Consider the following 20,947-nt stretch of genomic DNA (forward strand, 5'->3'; position numbering starts at 1 on the left):
CTTGTTATTACTGCACTGTAATACCTGATTCACAGCCATCCAAGCACAGTTGCTAGAATATTCACGGACACATCATCTTGTTTAGTCTATGAATCGACTTTGTTCCCCTATACTCAAGTGGTGTTTTTATCATTGAGCCCTATGAACAGCACCTCAACTCTCGCTTGGCGCTGGCGCCACCATGCCCTACAAGCTATCGACCGCATTGATGCTATTCGCCTTGATGACTTGCTCGGCATCGACCGCCAAAAGGCTGCCCTACGCGAAAACACCGCTCAGTTTGTTGCTGGCCTTCCCGCCAACCACGCTCTAATGACCGGTGCTCGTGGCACAGGCAAATCCAGCCTCGTGAAAGCATTACTCAATGAGTTTGCCGATGAGGGCCTGCGCTTAATTGAAGTGCCGCCACACGACCTCATCGACTTACCAGAAATCGTTGCACCATTACGCGGCAAGCCCGAGCGCTTTATTTTATATGTTGATGATTTCTCTGTAGCTAACGCCGATCCAGCGCTTATTGCACTGAAAACCGCACTCGATGGCGGCATTGAAGCACCCGCCGATAATGTGCTCATCTATGCAACCAGTAATCGCCGCTTTCTCATGCCCACTGTGCATGCCGATAACAAAGAGTTTCAATGGATAGACGACGAAGTGCATCCCGGCGAATCCACCGAAGAGAAAATTTCGCTGTCGGAGCGTTTCGGCCTCTGGCTATCATTCTTAGCCTTCTCGCAGGCCGATTACGAGCGCTTGGTGCAGCATCATTTACAGCAGCTCGGGTACACCGAATGGAGTAAAAATATCCGTGGCGAGGCCCTACGTTGGGCTCAAACTCGAGCCTCACGCAGTGGCCGCGTGGCACAGCAATTTGCCCGTCATTGGGTAGGATCACAGCAACTCAACGTCCAAAAATAATAGCTAGAGGGAGACTACGGATGGCCACAGCCACCGAATCGAAAATCAATGCCGACAGTAGCGAACGTGATTTACTTGCTGCCTTGCGCGGGGGTCAACAATCGGCCTGGGGTGAGGCCATGCGTCGCTTTGGCGGTGCAATGGTTGCAGCCGCACGCAGCATTGCGCCGCGTCATGCCGAAGATGCTGTGCAAGAGAGCTGGATTTCGGCCTATTCCGCCATCGCCAACTTTGAAGGCCGTTCAGGCCTGAAAACATGGCTCGTACGCATTGCCATGAACAAGTCTTACAACATCATTCGCAGCCAAAAACGTGAAGTGTCGTTAGAGGGCCTCGAGGGTGAGCACGACCCACTGGCTAATGCTTTTGTGCCTGGCGGACCTTTCGGTACGCAATGGGGCGTGCAATTTCAGCGCTGGACCGATGACACCCCACAAGCATTGCTTGAAGCGCATGTGCTGCAGGACTGCCTAGAACACCACATGGCCGACTTGCCCGATGGTCAACGCATGGCACTAACACTGAAGGATATTGAAGGGCTTTCCCCGAAAGAAATTTGTAACACCTTGGCCATTTCGCAGTCTAACTTTCGTGTCTTGCTGCACAGGGCGCGAATCCGCGTATTTACTATGGTGTCGCATTACGAGGAGACAGGCGAATGCTAAATTGTCGTGATGTCGGCACTAATGCCACCGAGTTTTTATCCGGTGCACTGCCAATCAAAACCAACTTGCTGGTGACATGGCATGTGGTGCGCTGCGCTAACTGCAGACGCGCTGTCATCCAAATCATCACCATGCTGATAGCCCTGCGCAAGCGTGAAGCTAAGCCTGTTAGCGAAGAGCAAGTGCAGGCTTGGCTGCAAGCACTCGAAGAGCATAACCACACGCACCCTCACTGATAACCGTTGTGTTAGCTGAGCCCATGGCCTCGCTGCTGGCTCAGCGTTATTCGCAAACAAAATGAAAAATGTTTCTTTTTGTATGTAACGTTGTTGCTAGCGTCGTTGTCTAAGCTGTGACGATGGCGCAAACACGATGCCAAGCGTCCTAACTTTTGAGGTAATACCGATGAAAAAGCTACAGACTCTGACTCCAATCGCCGCCATGTTGGCTCTATCCATGACTGGCGTTGTACACGCTGGCGACACCGCCGCTGCTAAAGCTGGCGAAGCCAAGTGTGGCGCGGCTAAAACCGAAGCTACTCAAGCTAGCTGTGGCGCAAAGAAAGCTGAAGAAGCCAAATGCGGAGCCGCTAAAACAGAAGCCGCCTCGAAAGCTGCTGAAGCTAAATGCGGCGCAGAAAAAGCGGCACACGAAGGCAAGTGCGGCGAAGCTAAATGCGGCGCTAAAAAGTAAGTTATTGATAGTCGGATGAACGTCTCTCACTCTGAGCCACGTTTTCCGGTGAATGGCACCGGTCTCGGTTTGCGACGCAGCTTTATGGCTGAGTTTCTCACCGAGTCGGAAGCCATCACGAACGCTACACGCCCCGATTTTTTTGAGATAGCACCTGAAAACTGGATTGGTCTTGGCGGCCGCTATGCTCGTGACTTACGCCAACTCACCGAGCGCTATCCCTTTCTATGCCATGGCTTGTCCCTATCTATTGGCGGCCCTGCACCACTCGATATTGATTTACTCAAGCGCATCCGCGACTTCCTCGACACACATCAGATTCGCGCCTATTCCGAGCACTTGAGCTATACCGGTGATCAAGGCCATCTCTATGATTTGCTGCCCATCCCGATGACGCGTGAAGCCGTGGACTATGTCGCCGCTCGCGTGCGCCAAGCGCAGGATGTTTTAGGTCGCCGCTTAATTTTGGAAAATGTCTCGACCTATGCCGCGCCCGGCTCAGAAATGGCCGAGCACGAATTTGTCAGCGAAGTCCTAAAAGCTGCCGACTGCGGTTTGTTGTTGGATGTGAACAATATTTTCGTCAACAGCATCAATCATGGCTTCAATGCTCGCGAATACCTGCTCGCCTTACCGGCTGAGCGCATCAGCTATGTGCATATTGCTGGGCATTATCGCGAGGCTGAAGATTTACGCATCGACACTCACGGCGACTCGGTTTGCGATGATGTTTGGGCTCTACTTGATCAGGCCTATGCGCATTTCGGCGTGCTGCCAACATTGCTTGAGCGCGACTTTAATATTCCGCCAATGGCCGAGTTATTGAGCGAAATGCAGCTGATTCGCCGCGCACAAACACAGGCCATTAGCCGTGCCGCTTAAAGCATCTGTCTCAACTGAGGCTGAGGCCATGAGTGCGCAGCAAACCAAGTATCAATCTGCCCACCTGCCCGAGTTTCAGCGCCTGCAATACGCCTTCACTGCGCATTTGCGCGACCCCGAAGCAGCCGCCGCACCAGTAGGCATTAAGTCCGAGCGCTTAGCGACTTATCGCGAGCTGCTGTTTAACAACGTCATTAATTTTGTCGATATCACTTTCCCTATCGCCAAAGCGCAGCTTGGCGAGGCCTTATGGTCGCGACTTACTAATCGCTTTTTCGCCGACTTTAACTGCACTTCGCCATTTTTTTACGATATTTCGCTACATTTCAGAGAGTTCACTGAAAGCTTAGATTGGCCAGACCTCCTCGCCTTGCCTTGGCTAGAGTCGCTCATGCATTACGAATGGATGGAGCTGGTTGCCGACATCGATGATCGCCCAATGGCTTTAGGCGTCGATACCAACGCCTTGGATGAGGCGCTCTCGGCCGATCATGACCCGCAACTTCAGCTCGCCGGTCCAGCATGGGCACTAGCCTACCAATGGCGCGTGCATGAATGGCGCGAAGACAGCGACCTAAGCGTCGTAAAGCAAGAGTCTGTCTGCTTAATGGCCTTGCGCGCTGATGACGCCGCACTCTCGCTGCAAATACATGAGATCACGCCATTTGCCGCCTTTTTGCTCGAAGCGCTAACTCAGGCCGAAGCACCGCTCGCACTCTCTGAGCTCATTGCACGCATTTGCAGCGCTATGCCTCAAGCACATCCACAAGAAGTCGCGACCATGGTGCGCACAGTCTTACGCGATCTCATTGCACATGGGTTACGCTTGCGCCATTAATCTGCCACGCCAACAAGCCATGCCTGAATTACCCGAAGTAGAAACCACCCGCCAAGGCCTCGCGCCGCATTGCATCGGCCGCCGCGTTAGCGAAGTTGCTGTGCATAACGCACGCCTGCGCTGGCCTGTGCCCGAATCATTAGCCGACACTCTCACTGGCCGCCTCATTCAGCGCATCGACAGACGTGGGAAGTATTTGCTGCTGTATTGCGAGCACGAGGCCAACGGTCATGTTGGCGTGCTGATGGTGCATTTAGGCATGTCCGGCAGCCTGCGCTTAGTTGAGCCTGGCACCGATCGTAAAACCCACGATCATTTGGTGTTTAGTCTGAGCGATCGCGAAGACGATCTAGATGCCGAGCCGCAATGGGAATTGCGCTACCACGACCCGCGGCGCTTTGGTTGCTGCCTATGGCTGGAGCTACCCGTCGAGCAACACCCACTTTTGGTATCGCTGGGGCCCGAGCCATTAAGTGAAGCCTTCGATGACCAACACCTATTTCGCCTCAGCCGCGGAAAATCTGCACCGATCAAAAGCTTTCTAATGGACAGTCACGTGGTGGTCGGTGTCGGCAATATTTACGCCAATGAAGCGCTGTTTCGCGTCGGCATCCACCCGCTACGCGAAGCTGGGGGCATTAGCCAGGCGCGCTATAAGGCGCTCAGCGCGGCCGTCCGAGAGATCCTCGCGCAGGCCATTGAGCGTGGCGGCACAACGCTGCGCGACTTTGTAAATGGCAAAGGTGAACCGGGTTATTTTCAGCAGGAATTAAGTGTTTATGGTCGCGCTGGCGAGCCATGCGTGCGCTGCAATAAACCGCTTACTGAGGTTCGTTTAAGCGCACGCAGCACCGTGTTTTGCGCGCGTTGCCAGCGCTAGTTCACAACAAAATATCCTATGAAATCTAACGTCGAACTCATAGCCATCGCCTAGCTTCCGCTATTACCGTTTCCATTCGCTTTTGCATAGCCCTCTGACGCCGGCCACAAAGAAATAGCGTTTCACTCACTGGATTGGAAAGTCGGTGAGCTTTGATTTGCTTAGGCTTGTGAAATGCCTCAACCGCATAAGCCGGCAAGACCGTAAAACCCATGCCCAAACTGACCGGCTCCAGAATCAAACCAATTTGATTCGACCATCCCTTCCTAGAAAACTGATGAATGTGCTGGAACTCCGGAAAATTGGCGCCCATCAGCAGATTGGCATGATGGCTTCCGTCAGGATGGTCGATAAAACCGATGGCCATCAAGGTTTCCCAGTCCAGCATTTCGACCGTCGCAGGCGTTACTAACAATAGCGACTCTTCTGCGACAGGCGTACAACTGACATCAGCTAGGGTGGATTTTGATGTCATAAAGCCAATATCCACGGTGGATTCTGCGATTGCATTCTCGACGTCGGAATTGGGTGCAAAGCGATAATCTATTATGAGTTTTGGATGTTTTTTTTGCAGCGCTAATAAGTGTGGATATAGTTTAAGTCCGACGCTCCCCGGAGACATCACCCGTACCATGCCTTCATAGGGCGGGTCCTCTCCAACGCTCTGCTCTAGATTCGACAGAGCCTGCAGAATGTCCTGTGCCTTAGCATAAAGTCGCTCTCCGGCATCCGAGAGCGAGAATTTCTTCCCGTCCCGTACAAGCAACTCGACACCTAGAGCCTCCTCCAATTTGCGCATATGCTGACTCACTCCCGACTGCGTCATGTGGAGCCGCTCAGCCGTGTGAGTAAAGTGACCAACGTCGACAAGGGTGCAAAAGCTGCGTAACCAAGCAGGATTTATCATAACGTAATGTAATATATTTGATTAGATATGATTATTTTACATAATTAAATGCGATCGGTAACCTTCTCTCCATTCAGTTAGAGGAGGACGCGCAATGAGCAACGTTTACCCAAGAAACTTCTCACACATCGGTATTTCCGTCCCTGATCTAGAGCGGGCTGTCCATTTCTATACAGAGGTCATGGGCTGGTATCTGATAATGAAACCCACCGAGATCGAAGAAGACGACAGCGCTATAGGCGAAATGTGCACCGAGGTGTTCGGAGCAGGATGGGGAAGCTTCCGAATAGCCCATCTATCCACCGGCGATCGGGTTGGTGTGGAGCTGTTTCAATTCAAAAACCAGATAAACCCAGAAGACAACTTTGAATACTGGAAAACTGGGGTCTTTCACTTCTGCGTGCAAGACCCCAACGTCGAAGAGCTTGCTGAGCGCATTGTGGCCGCTGGTGGCAAGCAGCGCATGAAAAAGCCGCGCTACTACTACCCAGGCGAGAAGCCCTATCGAATGATTTACATGGAAGATCCATTCGGGAACATCGTGGAAATCTACAGTCACAGCTACGAGCTGATATACAGTGAGGGAGCCTACTGAATCATCGGTGAGTGCATTCCGATGGACTTATTGCAAAGGCGAGCCCGCAGGGCTTAACGCCTCAAACGCCTCTGCAATGATTTGTTGAATGACAACGGCACGCGCGCGCAGTTAAAAGACTGTTGGACTCTCATGCTTTTGTAACCAAGACTGAACCACACCCAATCATAAGTGTGCCGCCCAGCTTTCTTGGCAAGTCTGACGACACCCTGTGCCTTAAGCTTTCAACAATCCTTGAAGCAAATATTGCATAGATCAACTTCACGCCGCCAACTGTGACAATGGTAATTACACTGATGGCCACGACCTCACCTAGACCGACTTGTTTCATATCAATCAAAGCGGGAAAAAGACTGGCATAAAACAGTATTGCCTTGACGTCGCCAAGCGTCAGGAATAACCCCGCCACGAAGTCAGACAAATAGGAGGACTTGCTTGTCGAGGCAAGTTGAAATTCCAGTGATGATTTAGATTTGAGGATTCCAACCCCTAACCAAATCAGGTAAATGCCACCGCAATATTTCGCAACGGAAAATAACGCACCAAGCCACTCAGCCAACACGCTCACACCGACCAAAGCCATTGCGACAAAGATTAAGTCACCTGCCACGATGCCCAATGCAGAAACCACTCCACTGGCTCTTCCGAAAAAAACAGACCTAGTCACCACGAGCGCGACACTTGAGCTTGGCATTGCGGCCAATGGCAGCATTACCAAGAAAAGCGTAAATGCTTCAAATGTACCCATGGCCGATGTAAATACCTCTACTAAGTACCGAGTATAAAAAGGATAAGAGTACCTGCACCAGCTCCAAGGGTGTTTTTCGCTTTGTCGCCCAACCTAGTTTATACCGCACATCCTTTGTCATCGAGCATGCCACGCCGGATTGCACCCGACAATCTCGCAACAGAACCATTCCGATGGACGTAAAACCATCGCAAGGCGTGATACTTTTCCTGCGAAATCATCCAAGCTTTTATTGTATGGTGCGCAGGTAGTGCATTTCTGCGCGCACGATTTGCAACAGTAGTACCATCACCACCTGACAAAACACTGAACAAGGAATGCCCATGTCCACACGCGTCGTCTATCCCGGCACCTTCGACCCCATCACCAACGGTCATAAGGACCTCATTGAGCGCGCTTCGCGCCTGTTTGATGAAGTCGTTGTTTCGGTCGCCGCCAGCGAAAAGAAGAAACCACTATTTTCGCTAGAGGAACGCGTGAGCATGGCGCAAGAGGTGATTGCTCACCTGCCCAATGTGCGAGTGGTCGGCTTCGATAAGCTACTGTCGTTTTTTGTCACCGAAATGCATGCCAATGTGGTGCTGCGTGGCCTGCGCGCGGTGTCAGACTTTGAGTATGAGTTCCAGCTTGCCAATATGAATCGCCAGCTCAATAGCGAGTTCGAAACGGTGTTTTTAACGCCGTCTGAGCATTTGTCGTTTATCTCATCGAGTTTGGTACGCGAGATCGCCATTCTTGGTGGCGATGTGCAGCAGTTCGTATCACCTGTTGTGCTCGCGGCCTTCGCTGAAAAACTCGGGCATGGCCCGCGCAAGAGCTAGATATGGCGCTACTCATCACCGACGAATGCATTAACTGCGATGTCTGTGAGCCGGCCTGCCCAAATCTGGCGATTTATATGGGCCCGGAAATTTACGAGATTAATCCCGCACTCTGCACTGAGTGCGTGGGGCATTTCGACGTGCCGCAATGTGTGGAGCTCTGCCCCGTCGCCTGCATCCCCATCGACCCAAACCACACTGAGAGTCGTGAGGAATTGCAGGCTAAATTTGAAAAGCTAACTGCCGAGAAACCCGAGGCATAAGCAGCCTCTGGCTTGGCAAAGAACCTTAGCCAAGCATCCGCAGCGCCGCCCACTCATCAGCACGAGCCGCTGTCATTGGTGCTAACTGCTGCGCCAACAGCGTGGCATTGCGCGTGACTAGGCCATAAATCGACAGCTGCGGGTTAGCGCCAATGCTGGTCGGAAACACCGAGCCATCCATGATGCTTAAATTCTCTAGCTGATGATGCTGGCCTTGGCTATTCACCACCGATGTGCGCGGATCTTCGCCCATGGCGCAGCCGCCCATTAAGTGAGCTGAGCCTAGACCAGTGCGGAACTTCTCAATGCTAAAGTTAGCAATCGCGGCTTTTGCATCGGCCCAGCTCTTATATGCCGGGGTGCCCATTTGCATCATGCGCACTTGCTTAGCGCCTGCGGCAAATTGCATTTCGGCCATCGCCAAATAGGCACGGCGCAGGCCATCGGCCAGGCTGTCGGTCATCGGATAGTCGAGCACGGGCGAGCCGTCGTCACGCAGGCTGACGCTACCGCCAGGTGAATCTTCAGTGAAGCCATCGCGCATCAGTGCAATCATGCCGTTTAAATGGCCGAGTGCTTTCATTTCCTGCAAATGTGTCTCGCCAAAACTGCCCAACAGGCCAGCGATAAATGCCGGCAACATCGGCAACACTTCAACCTTGAAGCCCATCGGGCCAGCAGCGCCATCTTTCCATTGGAAATGATCGGAGTACTGCGATTGTGGTGCGCCAGTCCAGCCGTTCATCTCACGCTCAAACTGGGCGAAGCTCGCGCTTACTGGATGCACCATAGTACGCTTGCCAACCAATTCATGTGGATCCGTGGCTTTCGAGCGCAGCAAAATTCCGGGATTGTTAATCGCGCCACCGGCCAAGATAGTGTGGCGCGCGCGCACGGTTAGCTTACGACCTGTCGGGGCAAAACCTTGCTCGGGCATGCCTTCGGCCATCACGCCAACCACACGATCTTTCTCAATAATCAGCTGACTAACACGAGCGCGCTGATACAACACCGCACCGCCGGTTAATGCACTAGGAATTGTCGTCACCAACATCGATTGCTTGGCATTAGTCGGGCAGCCAACGCCGCAATAGCCTAAGTTCCAGCAGCCAGCAACGTTGCGCGGAATGCTATGCCAGCTCCAGCCCAGGGCCTCACAACCGGTACGAATAACATCGTTATTGGGATTGGCAGGAACCATCCATGGACTAATGTTTAAGCGCTGCTCGGCGCGCTCAAACCACGGCGCCATAGAAGCTTCATCGAGGCCTTTAACGCCGTTTACATCAGCCCAATGCTTCAGTGTTTCTGCTGGTGTGCGAAAGCTTGATGTCCAGTTCACCGTGGTGCTGCCGCCGACTGCACGGCCCTGCAAAATAGTGAAGGCGCCATCTTTTGTGGTGCGCCCGCCACCTTCTTGGTAGAGGTCGCGAAAGGCCTCGCCCTCCTGCATTTTGAAATCATCGCTGCTGCGCAATGGGCCTTCTTCGAGCATGACTACTCTCAAGCCAGCTTGAGTCAGCACTTCAGCAGCGGTGCCACCACCAGCGCCGGTGCCAACAATCACCACATCACACTCGATGCTTTGGTCAGTCGCCATTTCACCGGCGTGATGTACTTTCCAGCCATTGGCGATGCCACGGCGAATAGGATCAATAATTCCTGCGACAGTTATGCTCATGATTTGCTCCTATTCCTAAACCACGCGCACTGGCGCGACATAGCCGATGGCAGGCCAGCTTTCAGGTAATAAATACCAGCCGGCGGTGATGATTTTGACCAAACCGGCATAGCCCGCGCGAAACAAACCAACGCTGCTGTGCTGCCAGCGAGTGAGAAAGGCTAATAAGTCTTTTTCACTCGCATTTGGCCAATCCGACCATAGGCCAGCCGCTGCCACACGTGCTGGAGGCAGACTGAGCAAATCAAATAGTTGATAGAGCTGATCCATCACTGCTGGGCTGGTGTTGCCAACAAAGCCATCAATAGCGGCCAGCGTGCGTGTTACCGCCGCAGCTCGCGCCTCGCCAGTGGGTAAGGCATCAGCCAACACAATAGGAATGAGTGCAGTTAGCACCACAACATCTTGCTCACGCAAAAATAGCCGATCACTCGCAGGAACTGATTTGGCACAGCCGGTTAGCATCGCAGTAGCGGAACCCGTGGCAAGCAAAAAGCCGCCAATGGCACCTGTGCGCAAAAAGTTTCGGCGGCTTACGCCCGAGCTTATTTTGCTAATTGGGGTTGAAGTCATCGCATCCTCGGTATTGTTTTTATTGAGGGGTGTTCGTGTTTATTACCGCAGTTTTAGCGCACATAAAAAGGCTATTTAGAAAGCAAAACGGAGCCCTAAGACTCCGTTTTAACTCATTTTATTGGCCGAGAAATAGCTTTTTGATCAGCGTATGCGAGGCCTTATTGAACGGAGGCAGAATGTAGCGCACTGAATAAATCGATGACCGCACCAGCACCGCTTTCATATTTGAGTAAGTTTGGAAGCCTTCGTAAGCGTGATAGCGACCCATGCCAGATGGGCCAACGCCGCCAAATGGCAGATCATCGACACCAACATGGGTAACCACATCATTAATGCCTGTCGCACCTGAGTGAGTATGGGTAACGACATAGTCGGCACGCGCACTGTCATTATCGAAGTAGTACAGCGCCAATGGACGCGGGCGTGAATTAACAAACTCTAACGCCTGCGACAGCGATTCAATTTCCAAAATTGGCAGGATTGGCCCGAAGATTTCATTCTGCATAATCAGCATTTCAGGCTTAGCACCGATGATAATTGTCGGCGGGATCTTGCGGGTGTTTTCAAAACGCTCATTGGCAGGATTGATTTCAATCACACGAGCGCCCTGCTCACGGGCATCGGCTAAATAGCTTTGAATGCGGCTGTACTGCTTGTCGTTCACAACGCTGGTGTAATCAGCATTGGTCACTAGCGTTGGGTACATTTTGCTAACTTGCGCAGTGAAAGCGATGACGAATTCGTCGGTCTTGCCGCGTGGTAGCAACAAATAGTCTGGCGCAACACAGGTCTGACCAGCGTTCCAGCATTTACCGAATGCGATGCGCTCAGCGGCATCGGTCATTGGGTAAGATTCGTGCACGATAGTCGGCGACTTTCCACCCAACTCAAGCAGCACTGGCGTTAAGTTTGCCGCCGCATTTTGCATGATGGTACGGCCAACATTGGTCGAGCCAGTGAAGGTAATTTGGTCAAATGGCATGTGGCTGAATGCTTCCGAGACCTCACCACGACCAGTGATCACCGCCACAGTATCTTCGCTGAATGCTTCGGCCAACATGCGCTTCAGCGTTTCACCTAAGCGCGGCGTGAAGCTCGATGATTTGATCATCACTCGGTTGCCAGCGCTAAGTGCACCCACTAGCGGGCCAATGGCGAGGAAAATCGGATAGTTCCACGGCACCACGACACCAACAACGCCTAACGGCTGCGGGTGCAAGCGCGCTTTCGCAGGCATCGCCAAGATGCCAGAGTGGCGCTTCTGTGGCTTCATCCAGTTTTTCACATTTTTGCTGGCGTACTTAACCGCCTCAAGCGAGGTCAGCACTTCAGCAATTTTTGTTTCATGGGTGGAGCGATGGCCGAAATCTTGGCTAACCGCATCGGCTAAATCATCTTGATATTTGATGATGACTTCACGCAGACGCTTCAGGCTCGCAATGCGCTCCTCGGCCGAGGGCATCGGACGGAGGCCATACGCTGCTCGTTGTGAGTTAAAAATTCGCTGCATATCAGCGACTTGCAGATTTTGTTCGGCTAATGCCGCAACGTGAGCAACCATGGCAACCTCAATTAAAAGTATATGCGCTGAAGACAGTAGAGCGACTTGTGCCAATTTTTTAGAGCATTTACTCTAAGCTGTCAATGATGCGACTGAGAACCCGATGACTTCTGCTGCCCCCCTCAAGACCCGCGACCGTATTTTGGCCGCCAGCCTTCAGCTGTTTAACACGCAAGGTGAGCGCCAAGTCACGACCAATCATTTGGCGGCGGCGATGGGCATGAGTCCTGGCAATCTTTATTATCATTTCAAAAATAAAGACGCGATCATCATTGAGCTGTTCACTCGCTATGCCGAGCGCATGGCCGCTGCTCTAACTTTTCCAGATGTGCACCCGCTCACTCAGGCTGATAAAGCTAATCTTTTCGAGCGCGTGCTCACCAGCCTCTGGGACTTTCGCTTTCTGCATCGAGATATGACGCATTTGCTCGAAAATGCTGAGCTCAGCACACAATATCGCGCATTTTCATTGCAGGTACTGGCTCAGCTGCGCGAACTTTATCGTGCGCAAATAGCTGCCGGCATGATCGAGGCTGATGATTCAGACATTGACACCCTAGCCATTACTATTTGGATTACAGCCACCAACTGGGTCAACTTTTTACACACCACCGGTCTATTTATTGACGATAGTCTTATAAGCGACACGAGCACGGGCGACATCACTGAAGCCATGTTGCGGCGTGGAATTTTGCATGTAATTTGCTTAGAGGCACCGTATTTGCGCGGCGAGGCCAAGGCCGGTTTAGCGGCCTTAAAAGCTTATTACGGAGCAGTCTTGGCGAGCGAAGACTGATACGCCGGAGGTAGCCGCTTAACCATTTCAGCTCGACGTACGCTCTCGGGCACCTGACTATCCAAAAATGCAGGAATGCGCTGCTCCAAGAAATATATCGGCTCACGCCAATGCTCTCCCGCGGCAACAAATCCGACATGCCCGCCCTGCGGCGACACATCCAAATACAGCGACGATGACAATGCGCTCGCCTCTGGGAAGCATTTAGGCGTCAGGAACGGGTCATCAGCGGCCTGAATAATCAGGGTCGGGCAATGGATACGAGCCAGATTTTGCAGCGGGCTGCAGCGCGCATAATAGTCTTCAGCGCTATGGAAGCCGTGCAATGGCGCCACCACTGCATCATCGAAAGCTCGAAATGAGTTAAATGGCCCAAGTGCCAGCAAGTGCTCAATACGCTCTGCATCGGCTTCAAGGCCTAGACTGCGTAGCTTCAGCACTTTTCGCTGCCAAGCATTCATCAAATTATCGAGTAAGTGCTTGCGATAGATTTGCGACAAACCTTGATCTAAGCGATCGGCGCAAGAAGCTAAATCGAGCGGCACCGACACGGCTGTGGCAGCAAACAAATACGCGGGCAACGGCATGGTGGCGAGATAGTTCAATGTCATCGCGCCGCCGAGGGAGTAACCCACCACGCTGAGTGGCACGCCAGCATAACGTTCGGCCACCAAGTTCATAACCTGCGCCAAATCATCGTGAGCGCCGGCATGATAAGCGCGCGGTAAATCATTGGCCTCGCCGGTGGCACCTCGGCAATTCATTGCGACGCTAGCCCAGCCGCGTAATTCCAGCGCTTTTTGCAGACCAACAACGTATGACGAACTGCTACAACCGCTAAGGCCATGAACAATAACCACCAAGGGCATGCCCGAGTCTTTCCAGGTTTTTGGCAGGCGCCAATCGAGATACAGCCAATCGCCATCGCTCAAAGCGACTTTTTCGCGCACCCGGGAAGGCACGCTAAGTTTGCGAAACAGCGCTGGATATAAGGTTTGTAAATGCGCGTTATGCAGCCACCAAGCCGGCTTAAATGGGCTACGGCTTAGTCCGGGGGTAAAGGCGTTTATTTCAGCTTGCTGCGTCACCCTCGGTCTCCACGCGAAATAACAAGGCCCAAACCATGCCTGCACGCGTGTGTCGATGCAAGTCTAAAGATGATGGTAGCGTGAGTTCTTCAGGTGCTAATTCAGTTTCAACATAGATCCAGGTATTGGCTTGTAGCCAACCTTTGGCCTCTAACGCCGCCAATGTTTTATCGACATGGCCAAGGTGAAATGGCGGATCGAGCACGATCAAGCCATAGCCACCTTCAGGCAATGTAGCGGAGGCCAGCCAGCGCAGACTATCGTCGCGAATGATTCGTGCCTCTGTCGCCGCTAAGCTCTGCGCCGTCGCTTGCAAGGCGCGCGCTTGCGCTTGATCGAACTCAATCATCGTGGCACTGGCAGCGCCGCGTGACAGCGCCTCAAAGGCCATGGCGCCGCTGCCGGCATACATATCCAAAACATGACGGCCGGGGACATTAAATTGCAGCCAATTAAACACAGTTTCACGAACACGATCGGGCGTTGGGCGCAGTCCTGGCGCATCGACAAAGGTTAATAATCGACTGCGCCAGCGGCCACCGATAATGCGTAATGTGCGGGTGCCGCCACGACTAGATTTTGCGGCTTTCATTTTATTAAGCGCCAACGGTTTTTTGCACCAGCTTTAGTCGCAGGCTTTTCATCAAGACGGCCGACCGTCACTACCAACAAGCGCTCAGGATGAATATGTCGGCTCATGGCGGCACGTACTTGCGCCAAATCCACGGCCGCCAATTGGCCAATATAGTCATCGATAAAGCTATCTGGCAGCTCATAAAAACCGATCATGGCTAAGAAGCTAGCGACCTGATCATTACTCGCCACACTGCGCGGAAAGGCCTGCGATAGATTCGCCTTGGCAGCACTCACATCAGCCTCACTCGGGCCTTGGCGAACAAAATCAGAGAGTAGTTGACGTGTTAACGCTAAGGCTTCAGCCGCTTGGTCATGGCGCGTAGAGAAGCTGATTTGGAACGGGCCGGCCGCGCGCATGGGGATGAACTGGCTGGTGACGCTGTAAGTAAGGCCGCGCTTTTCGCGTAACTCGCGCGTGAGCAAAGTGCCAAACCCGCTACCGCCTAGCAGTTCATTGCCCACCATTAAGGCGAAATAATCGGGGTCGCTGCGACTAATGCCAACTTCACCGAGCACGATATGCACTTGCTCAGAAGGAAATACTTGATGCACGCGCTCAGGCTTGGCCAAGGGCTTCACTGCGGGCAGAGCAGCAGCCTTTTCACCAGCGGGCAAGGCCTGAGAAAGTTGCTTTGCCAGGGCCTCAGCATCTGCTCGCGTAATGTCGCCAACTAGCACCAACACGCCATTTTTTGCGGTGTAATAGCGCTGATGAAATGCGGCAATATCTGCCGGGATCATCCGTTTAATACTGTCGACATCGCCACCCGGCGTACGCGAATACGGGTGATTGCCATAGAGCGATTGATAAAACGTAGGCCCCGCACGGCCAGCTGGTGATTGCAGCCGGCGTAGCAAGCTCAGCCGCATCGACTCTTGCAAACGATGCCAGTCATCGAGTGCGAAACGTGGCTCGCTGACCACTTCGCTGAGCAATGCAGCAGCCGCATTACGGCGTTCAGCATCGCTCATCACGCGCAATGACACCAAGGCCATGTCGCGATAGCTTGCGGCGGAAAAGCTCGCGCCTATCTGCTCAAAGCCTTCAGCTACTTGCTGTGCCGTACGCTCGCGGGTGCCCTCATTAAGCAGGCTAGAAACCGCTGCTGCTGCGCCCGGAAAGTCGCCTTCGCGAGCCGCGCCGGCATCGAACACCAAACGGATATCGAGCAATGGCAGCTGGGTATTGCGCGACCACATCACGCGCAGACCTTCGTCGGTAGTCCAACGCTCTAGCGCAACATGAACCGCTGGTGTGTTGTTGCGCTCGGCAACTAAGGCCGGAGCACTCTGCAACTTCTCTAAAGCGGTTAATGGCCCAGGACTAACGCCACCATGTTCAGGGCCGGCCCAAGCGACACTCATTAGGCATAGCGAAAAGCTCAAAACAACTAGGCGCAGACTCATTGCTGCGCTCCTTTAACGTGCATATGCAAAACACTCAAACGGTCATTAGTTAGATAGCGCTTAGCGACTTCGCGCAGCTGCTCGGGCGTGATGCGTTTGAGCTGATCGGCATAGCCATCGGCCCAATCTAGCGCCAAATGATTACTCGCCAAACGTCCCAAAAGTTGCGCCTGATCATCGACTTCATCGCGAACAAATACTGACTGCGCAATGACATTGGCCTGCACTCTATCTATCTCGGCCTGTGTCACTAACTCTTCACGCAAAGCCAGCACGGGCGCCAAAACCGCTTCCTCCAATGCTGCCAATGATTGCTCCTGTGCCGGAACAGCGGTAATGGTAAACAGCGTATCGCCGCGCGACAAAATATCGTAGCCCGAACGCACGGCCGCAGCCTTGCCGGCACGCACTACTTTGCGCTCTAGGCGTGCGCTAATGCCCTCGTCTAGCACGCCGGCAAGTAGACGCAACGCATAGGCATCTTGCGCGCCAACAGCGCTGCTTAAACTTGGCCAGTTATAGGCAATGAATACTGCTGGCACTTGCCCCGGCAGCGTTAGCGTCATGCGCCGCTCACCCGGCGATGCCAGCTCACGGCTGCTGGCGCGGCGAGGTAAATCACGCGCGGTAATGTCACCGAAGTATTTTTGAGCTAGCGCTTTTACTTGCTCCGGCTGTACATCACCAACCACGACAAGCACTGCATTATTTGGCGCGTACCAGCGCTGATACCAGTCTTTAGCATCAGCCGCAGTCAGTTGTTTTAAATCATCCATCCAGCCCACAGTGGGATTACGCTGCGAGCTGCTGGGATAGGCCATGAGCTGAAAGCGCTCGTAGGCCAAGGCTTGCGGATTGTCGTCGGTGCGCAAGCGGCGCTCTTCCATCACGACCTGAAGCTCGCTGGCAAACGCTGCGGGATCGATGATCGCGTGCTGCATGCGATCGGCTTCCATTTCCAGCGCTAGCGCGAGTCGGTCGGCCACATGATTTTGGTAATACACCGTGTAGTTATCGGTGGTGAAAGCGTTATCGTCACCGCCCATATGCGAAACAACGCGCGAAAATTCGCCGGCCGGCACTGTCGGCGTGCCTTTAAACATCATATGTTCGAGCACATGCGAAATGCCCGTTAAGCCCGGCGGCTCATCTGCTGAGCCAACCTGATACCAAACCTGCGTGACCACCACAGGCGCACGATCATCAGGCTGCACAACCACACGCAAGCCATTATCGAGACGAAATTGCACAGCCTCTGCTTGCGCCCACAGCGCCGGACTCACCAATACACCGAGTAGAATCCAGGCCAATCGCTTCGCACCGCGCATAGGTTCATCCTTTAGGGTCAATAACAAGGGTGGTAGCATAGCGCATCCCTCGCGGGCCGCTAGCCGCGACACTTGTACTACGACTGGATACCAGCATGAGTTCACACGAAAGCTCTGAAGACGGCGGTTTTTTTAGTCGCATGAAGTCGGGCTTAAGCAAAACCCGCAAGTCGTTTAGTTCGGGCATGGCAACTTTGCTCATCGGCGCCAAAGAAATTGACGATGAATTATTAGAAGATATTGAAACGCAATTACTTAGCGCCGATGTTGGTGTCGAGGCCACACGCCGCGTCGTTGATGCACTAACTGAGCGCGTTTCACGGCAAGAGCTGCTGCACTCGCACGCATTATTCGATGCTCTGCGCAGCGAACTTGCCGCAATTCTCAGCCCACGCCAACAGCATTTGCGCATTGGCGAGCTGCAAAAACCGTTTGTCATTTTGGTCGTTGGTGTAAATGGTGTCGGTAAAACCACCACCATCGGTAAACTCGCGCAGCGCTATAAGCGTGAAGGTCGTGCAGTGATGTTAGCGGCTGGCGACACATTCCGCGCTGCCGCCGTTGAGCAACTACAGGCTTGGGGCGAACGCAATGATGTGCCCGTAGTCGCGCAAGGCACTGGTGCCGACTCCGCCTCGGTATTATTCGATGCTTACCAAAGCGCAAAAGCACGCGGCATGGATGTGCTAATTGCCGACACCGCAGGACGTTTAAATAACAAATCGCATTTGATGGACGAACTCAGTAAAGTCGTGCGCGTATTGAAAAAGATCGATGCCACAGCGCCGCACGAAATCATGTTGGTGGTCGATGCCGGCACTGGCCAAAACGCGCTCAACCAAGTGCGTGATTTTGACCAAGCGGTAAAGCTCACTGGCCTCACCGTGACCAAGCTCGATGGCACCGCCAAAGGCGGCGTGTTGTTTAATATCGCCAGCCGCACTCACCTGCCCATTCGTTTTGTTGGTGTCGGTGAAGGCATCGATGACCTACGCCCATTTGAAGCAGAAGAATTTGTCAGCGCCCTGTTTGACGACAGCCGCCAGTAACTAACAGGAGCCCGGAATGATCAGTTTTAAATCCGTCAGCAAGCGCTACCCGCCACAGTTTGACGCCCTACGTGAACTCAGCTTTGATTTGCCCACAGGTGAAATGGCTTTTTTAACCGGCCATTCAGGCGCCGGCAAATCAACGCTGCTTAAGCTCATCATGCGCATTGAAAAAGCCAGCAGTGGCCAAGTTATCGTCAATGGCCGCGATCAAGGCCTGCTCAAAGGCAAGCAAGTTGCCTTTGCACGTCGGGACATCGGCATGGTGTATCAAGATCACAACTTGCTCGATGACCGCAGCGTATTCGACAACGTCGCCTTGCCACTGATCATCTCCGGCATGCCACCACGCGACATTCCAAATCGGGTTTATGCAGCGCTGGATTTGGTTGGCCTCAAGCATCGTGCCAAAGCCATGCCGCTAGAGCTTTCTGGTGGTGAGCAGCAACGCGTCGGCATCGCTCGCGCCGTAGTCGGCAAGCCTTCAGTCATTTTGGCCGATGAGCCCACCGGCAACCTCGACCCACAACTTGCCGTGGAAGTAATGAATATTTTTGAAGACCTATCGCGCGTTGGCGTCAGTATCTTAGTCGCGACTCACGACCTCGCCTTGATTGCCCGCTTCCGCCATCGCCTATTGACGCTGCAGGCCGGTCAACTGGTCGCCGACACAGGAGCCGCGACATGAATCAGCCTATCGCCGGCGCCCAATCGCCAAAATCGAAAAAGCCCAGCGGCGCTCGCAGCTCAAAAAGTACTGCAGGCTCACGCTTTCAACACTGGTTGGCGCATCATCGCCGCGAAGCCAATGACAGCTTCAGCCGTCTCGCTCGCGTACCGCTTTCTACACTGATGACGGTTACCGTCATGACAATTGCCCTCAGCTTACCGCTAGCATTAGGCCTATTACTAAATGACACGCGCCAAGCCGTTGCTACCTGGGATGCGGACGCACGCTTATCGGTCTACTTAAAAGAAGGTACCGACGCTGAAACGCAGCGCACGGTCTTGGCGCAGGCGCAGGCACTGTCCGGCGTTAACCGTGCCAACTTGATCACGCCCGAAGCCGCACTCGAAGAGTTCAAAGCCAAATCTAATTATGGCCCGGCACTAGAGCAGCTCGGCAGCAATCCATTGCCCGCCGTGCTTGAAGTCTTCCCCAAAGACACTAGCGACACCAAGTCCATGACTGCTCTGCGTGATCAATTTGCACAATGGCCTGAAGTTTCCTTGGCCGAGGTCGATATCGCTTGGGTGCAACGTTTGCGTACGGCTCTCGACATTGGTGAGCGATTGCTCATGGCCATTGCTGGCACGTTAATTTTGGGCGCACTGCTCGTGGTCGGCAACACCATTCGCCTGAGCATTGAGTCGCGTCGTGACGAAATTCGTGTCACCTCGCTACTCGGCGGCACCCACGCCTTTGTCCGCCGCCCCTTTGTCTATATGGGCTTTTGGTGCGGCCTTAGCGCTGGTGCGTTCACTTTAGTCACCGTCAGCGGGCTCATTGCTTGGCTAAGTGAACCAGTACTGACCTTGGCGCGTTTATATGGCAGCCAATTTGCTTTGAGCTACCCCTCACTGTCAGTTGGCTTCGGCGTGATAGTTGGCGCCAGTTTGCTCGGCTTAATCGGCGCCTGGATTGCAGTAGGCCGCCATTTACGCGAGCTTGAGCCCTGATTACTTGCAGCGGCCACCGTCGCTGCTTATAGTTAAGGGTATTGTATATTCTGCCAATGGAGGCATGACAAACCATGAGTGACTGTCAGGCGCTAGCGCCTATCGCAGTGACCGTTCCAGGCGTAAACCTGGGTTCGTATATTCAAGCTGCTAACCGCGTTGCGGTGCTGTCGGCGGATGAAGAGCGCACGCTCGCCGAGCGCTTTCATGACGAGCAAGACCTCGACGCCGCCCGCCAGCTGGTGTTGGCACATCTACGCTTTGTTGTGCACATAGCCAAAAGCTACTCTGGCTATGGCTTGCCGCAGGCCGACTTGATTCAAGAAGGCAATATCGGCCTGATGAAGGCAGTGAAGCGCTTCGACCCCACTATGGGCGTGCGACTGGTGTCGTTTGCAGTGCATTGGATCAAAGCTGAGATTCACGAATACGTGATCAAAAACTGGCGTATCGTGAAAATCGCCACCACAAAAGCGCAGCGCAAATTATTTTTCAACCTGCGCTCGATGAAAAAGTCCTCAGCCAACCTGACGCTGGCCGAAGCTGAAGCCATCGCGACCGACCTCAACGTCAGCACACGCGATGTGATTGAGATGGAAGGCCGTTTGCTGTCTTTCGATGCGCCTATCGATGGCAGTCCAGACGATGACGACGAACGCGCGAGCCGTGCGCCAATTCATTATCTTGAAGACAAGCGCTACGACCCAGCGATGCAAATCGAGGCGTCAGACTTTGAGAGCAATAACAGCGAGCGTTTAATGGCCGCGCTAGACACGCTCGATGACCGCAGCAAAGCCATTTTGGCGCGCCGTTGGTTGAGCGAGAAAAAAGCCACACTACATGAACTGGCCGCTGAATTTGGCATCTCTGCTGAGCGCATCCGCCAGCTAGAAAAAAATGCCATGGATAAAGTTCGCGCCGTGCTTATGGCTTAA

General features: G+C 53.4%; 23 protein-coding genes and 1 pseudogene. 15 read left to right on the plus strand and 9 right to left on the minus strand.

What is annotated here, in order from left to right; genetic code table 11:
- Positions 1–141 precede the first annotated feature (141 nt).
- From ACFQ0F_RS09195 to mutM, 7 genes are all read left to right on the plus strand, one after another.
- Positions 142–918 (plus strand): ATP-binding protein, encoded by a 777-nt coding sequence (locus ACFQ0F_RS09195; RefSeq protein WP_340675985.1) that lies wholly within the window; start codon positions 142–144, stop codon positions 916–918.
- A gap of 20 nt (positions 919–938) precedes the next feature.
- Positions 939–1,583 carry an RNA polymerase sigma factor gene (locus ACFQ0F_RS09200; RefSeq protein ID WP_340675984.1) on the plus strand — a complete coding sequence of 215 codons (645 nt, stop codon included), beginning with the start codon at positions 939–941 and terminating at the stop codon, positions 1,581–1,583.
- Positions 1,577–1,819, plus strand: a complete 243-nt coding sequence (locus tag ACFQ0F_RS09205) for a hypothetical protein (RefSeq protein ID WP_340675983.1) — start codon at positions 1,577–1,579, stop codon at positions 1,817–1,819. The genes ACFQ0F_RS09200 and ACFQ0F_RS09205 overlap by 7 nt, the downstream gene beginning before the upstream one ends.
- 169 nt (positions 1,820–1,988) lie before the next feature.
- A complete protein-coding gene (locus ACFQ0F_RS09210; RefSeq protein ID WP_340675982.1) occupies positions 1,989–2,276 on the plus strand; it encodes an HvfA family oxazolone/thioamide-modified RiPP metallophore in 288 nt (95 codons plus the stop codon).
- Positions 2,277–2,291: 15 nt separating this feature from the next.
- Positions 2,292–3,158, plus strand: coding sequence for an HvfB family MNIO-type RiPP peptide maturase (locus tag ACFQ0F_RS09215; RefSeq protein WP_379071375.1), 867 nt, complete (start codon positions 2,292–2,294; stop codon positions 3,156–3,158).
- Between the two features lie 28 nt (positions 3,159–3,186).
- On the plus strand, positions 3,187–3,996 hold the full coding sequence (locus tag ACFQ0F_RS09220) for an HvfC family RiPP maturation protein (RefSeq protein WP_379071379.1): 810 nt from the start codon (positions 3,187–3,189) through the stop codon (positions 3,994–3,996).
- 19 nt (positions 3,997–4,015) lie between these two features.
- Positions 4,016–4,876, plus strand: a complete 861-nt coding sequence (gene mutM / locus ACFQ0F_RS09225) for a bifunctional DNA-formamidopyrimidine glycosylase/DNA-(apurinic or apyrimidinic site) lyase (RefSeq protein WP_340676145.1) — start codon at positions 4,016–4,018, stop codon at positions 4,874–4,876.
- Between the two features lie 37 nt (positions 4,877–4,913).
- Here mutM and ACFQ0F_RS09230 read toward each other — a convergent pair whose 3' ends face one another.
- Positions 4,914–5,783: a LysR family transcriptional regulator gene (locus ACFQ0F_RS09230; RefSeq protein WP_379071382.1), complete on the minus strand. Its 870-nt coding sequence runs from the start codon at positions 5,781–5,783 to the stop codon at positions 4,914–4,916.
- A 94-nt stretch (positions 5,784–5,877) separates the two neighbouring features.
- On the opposite strand from ACFQ0F_RS09230, the gene ACFQ0F_RS09235 reads away from it, so the two are divergent.
- Positions 5,878–6,378 (plus strand): lactoylglutathione lyase family protein, encoded by a 501-nt coding sequence (locus ACFQ0F_RS09235; RefSeq protein WP_340675978.1) that lies wholly within the window; start codon positions 5,878–5,880, stop codon positions 6,376–6,378.
- Between the two features lie 130 nt (positions 6,379–6,508).
- Here ACFQ0F_RS09235 and ACFQ0F_RS09240 read toward each other — a convergent pair whose 3' ends face one another.
- Positions 6,509–7,126, minus strand: a complete 618-nt coding sequence (locus ACFQ0F_RS09240; RefSeq protein WP_379071385.1) for a LysE family translocator — start codon at positions 7,124–7,126, stop codon at positions 6,509–6,511.
- Between the two features lie 323 nt (positions 7,127–7,449).
- On the opposite strand from ACFQ0F_RS09240, the gene coaD reads away from it, so the two are divergent.
- Together coaD and ACFQ0F_RS09250 are read left to right on the plus strand one after the other, a co-directional pair.
- Entirely contained in the window at positions 7,450–7,947 is a 498-nt protein-coding gene (gene coaD / locus ACFQ0F_RS09245) for a pantetheine-phosphate adenylyltransferase (RefSeq protein WP_340675977.1), read from the plus strand.
- 2 nt (positions 7,948–7,949) lie between these two features.
- Entirely contained in the window at positions 7,950–8,210 is a 261-nt protein-coding gene (locus ACFQ0F_RS09250) for a YfhL family 4Fe-4S dicluster ferredoxin (protein ID WP_340675976.1), read from the plus strand.
- A gap of 25 nt (positions 8,211–8,235) precedes the next feature.
- Here ACFQ0F_RS09250 and ACFQ0F_RS09255 read toward each other — a convergent pair whose 3' ends face one another.
- The 3 genes from ACFQ0F_RS09255 to ACFQ0F_RS09265 form a co-directional block, all read right to left on the minus strand.
- Entirely contained in the window at positions 8,236–9,891 is a 1,656-nt protein-coding gene (locus ACFQ0F_RS09255; RefSeq protein ID WP_379071389.1) for a GMC family oxidoreductase, read from the minus strand.
- Between the two features lie 15 nt (positions 9,892–9,906).
- Positions 9,907–10,464 carry a hypothetical protein gene (locus ACFQ0F_RS09260; RefSeq protein WP_379071392.1) on the minus strand — a complete coding sequence of 186 codons (558 nt, stop codon included), beginning with the start codon at positions 10,462–10,464 and terminating at the stop codon, positions 9,907–9,909.
- A 118-nt stretch (positions 10,465–10,582) separates the two neighbouring features.
- Positions 10,583–12,028, minus strand: a complete 1,446-nt coding sequence (locus tag ACFQ0F_RS09265; protein ID WP_379071395.1) for a coniferyl aldehyde dehydrogenase — start codon at positions 12,026–12,028, stop codon at positions 10,583–10,585.
- A 103-nt stretch (positions 12,029–12,131) separates the two neighbouring features.
- Here ACFQ0F_RS09265 and ACFQ0F_RS09270 point away from each other — a divergent pair, with 103 nt between their 5' ends.
- Complete coding sequence (locus ACFQ0F_RS09270) at positions 12,132–12,824, plus strand: TetR/AcrR family transcriptional regulator (protein WP_379071398.1); 693 nt, start codon at positions 12,132–12,134, stop codon at positions 12,822–12,824.
- Here the strand turns inward: ACFQ0F_RS09270 and ACFQ0F_RS09275 are convergent.
- Genes ACFQ0F_RS09275 through ACFQ0F_RS09290 form a run of 4 tightly spaced genes read right to left on the minus strand, consistent with a single transcriptional unit; the run spans position 12,794 to position 17,283 of the window.
- Positions 12,794–13,912, minus strand: coding sequence for a hydrolase (locus tag ACFQ0F_RS09275; RefSeq protein ID WP_379071401.1), 1,119 nt, complete (start codon positions 13,910–13,912; stop codon positions 12,794–12,796). The genes ACFQ0F_RS09270 and ACFQ0F_RS09275 overlap by 31 nt on opposite strands.
- The gene (gene rsmD / locus ACFQ0F_RS09280) at positions 13,896–14,504 is read right to left on the minus strand and encodes a 16S rRNA (guanine(966)-N(2))-methyltransferase RsmD (RefSeq protein WP_340675970.1); all 609 of its coding nucleotides are present in this window, start codon (positions 14,502–14,504) and stop codon (positions 13,896–13,898) included. The genes ACFQ0F_RS09275 and rsmD overlap by 17 nt, the downstream gene beginning before the upstream one ends.
- On the minus strand, positions 14,501–15,955 hold the full coding sequence (locus ACFQ0F_RS09285) for a M16 family metallopeptidase (RefSeq protein ID WP_340675969.1): 1,455 nt from the start codon (positions 15,953–15,955) through the stop codon (positions 14,501–14,503). Before ACFQ0F_RS09285 ends, rsmD begins: the two co-directional genes overlap by 4 nt.
- The gene (locus ACFQ0F_RS09290; protein WP_379071404.1) at positions 15,952–17,283 is read right to left on the minus strand and encodes a M16 family metallopeptidase; all 1,332 of its coding nucleotides are present in this window, start codon (positions 17,281–17,283) and stop codon (positions 15,952–15,954) included. Before ACFQ0F_RS09290 ends, ACFQ0F_RS09285 begins: the two co-directional genes overlap by 4 nt.
- A 116-nt stretch (positions 17,284–17,399) precedes the next feature.
- On the opposite strand from ACFQ0F_RS09290, the pseudogene ftsY reads away from it, so the two are divergent.
- The 4 genes and pseudogenes from ftsY to rpoH form a co-directional block, all read left to right on the plus strand.
- A pseudogene (gene ftsY, locus ACFQ0F_RS09295) lies at positions 17,400–18,332 on the plus strand (signal recognition particle-docking protein FtsY); the annotation flags it as partial.
- Between the two features lie 16 nt (positions 18,333–18,348).
- Positions 18,349–19,020, plus strand: a complete 672-nt coding sequence (gene ftsE, locus ACFQ0F_RS09300) for a cell division ATP-binding protein FtsE (RefSeq protein WP_340675967.1) — start codon at positions 18,349–18,351, stop codon at positions 19,018–19,020.
- The gene (gene ftsX / locus ACFQ0F_RS09305) at positions 19,017–20,012 is read left to right on the plus strand and encodes a permease-like cell division protein FtsX (protein WP_379071409.1); all 996 of its coding nucleotides are present in this window, start codon (positions 19,017–19,019) and stop codon (positions 20,010–20,012) included. Before ftsE ends, ftsX begins: the two co-directional genes overlap by 4 nt.
- Before the next feature lie 74 nt (positions 20,013–20,086).
- A complete protein-coding gene (gene rpoH, locus ACFQ0F_RS09310; RefSeq protein ID WP_379071413.1) occupies positions 20,087–20,947 on the plus strand; it encodes an RNA polymerase sigma factor RpoH in 861 nt (286 codons plus the stop codon).

Source organism: Paraperlucidibaca wandonensis (genome assembly GCF_042677145.1).
GTDB classification, from domain to species: Bacteria; Pseudomonadota; Gammaproteobacteria; order Pseudomonadales; family Moraxellaceae; genus Perlucidibaca; species Perlucidibaca wandonensis.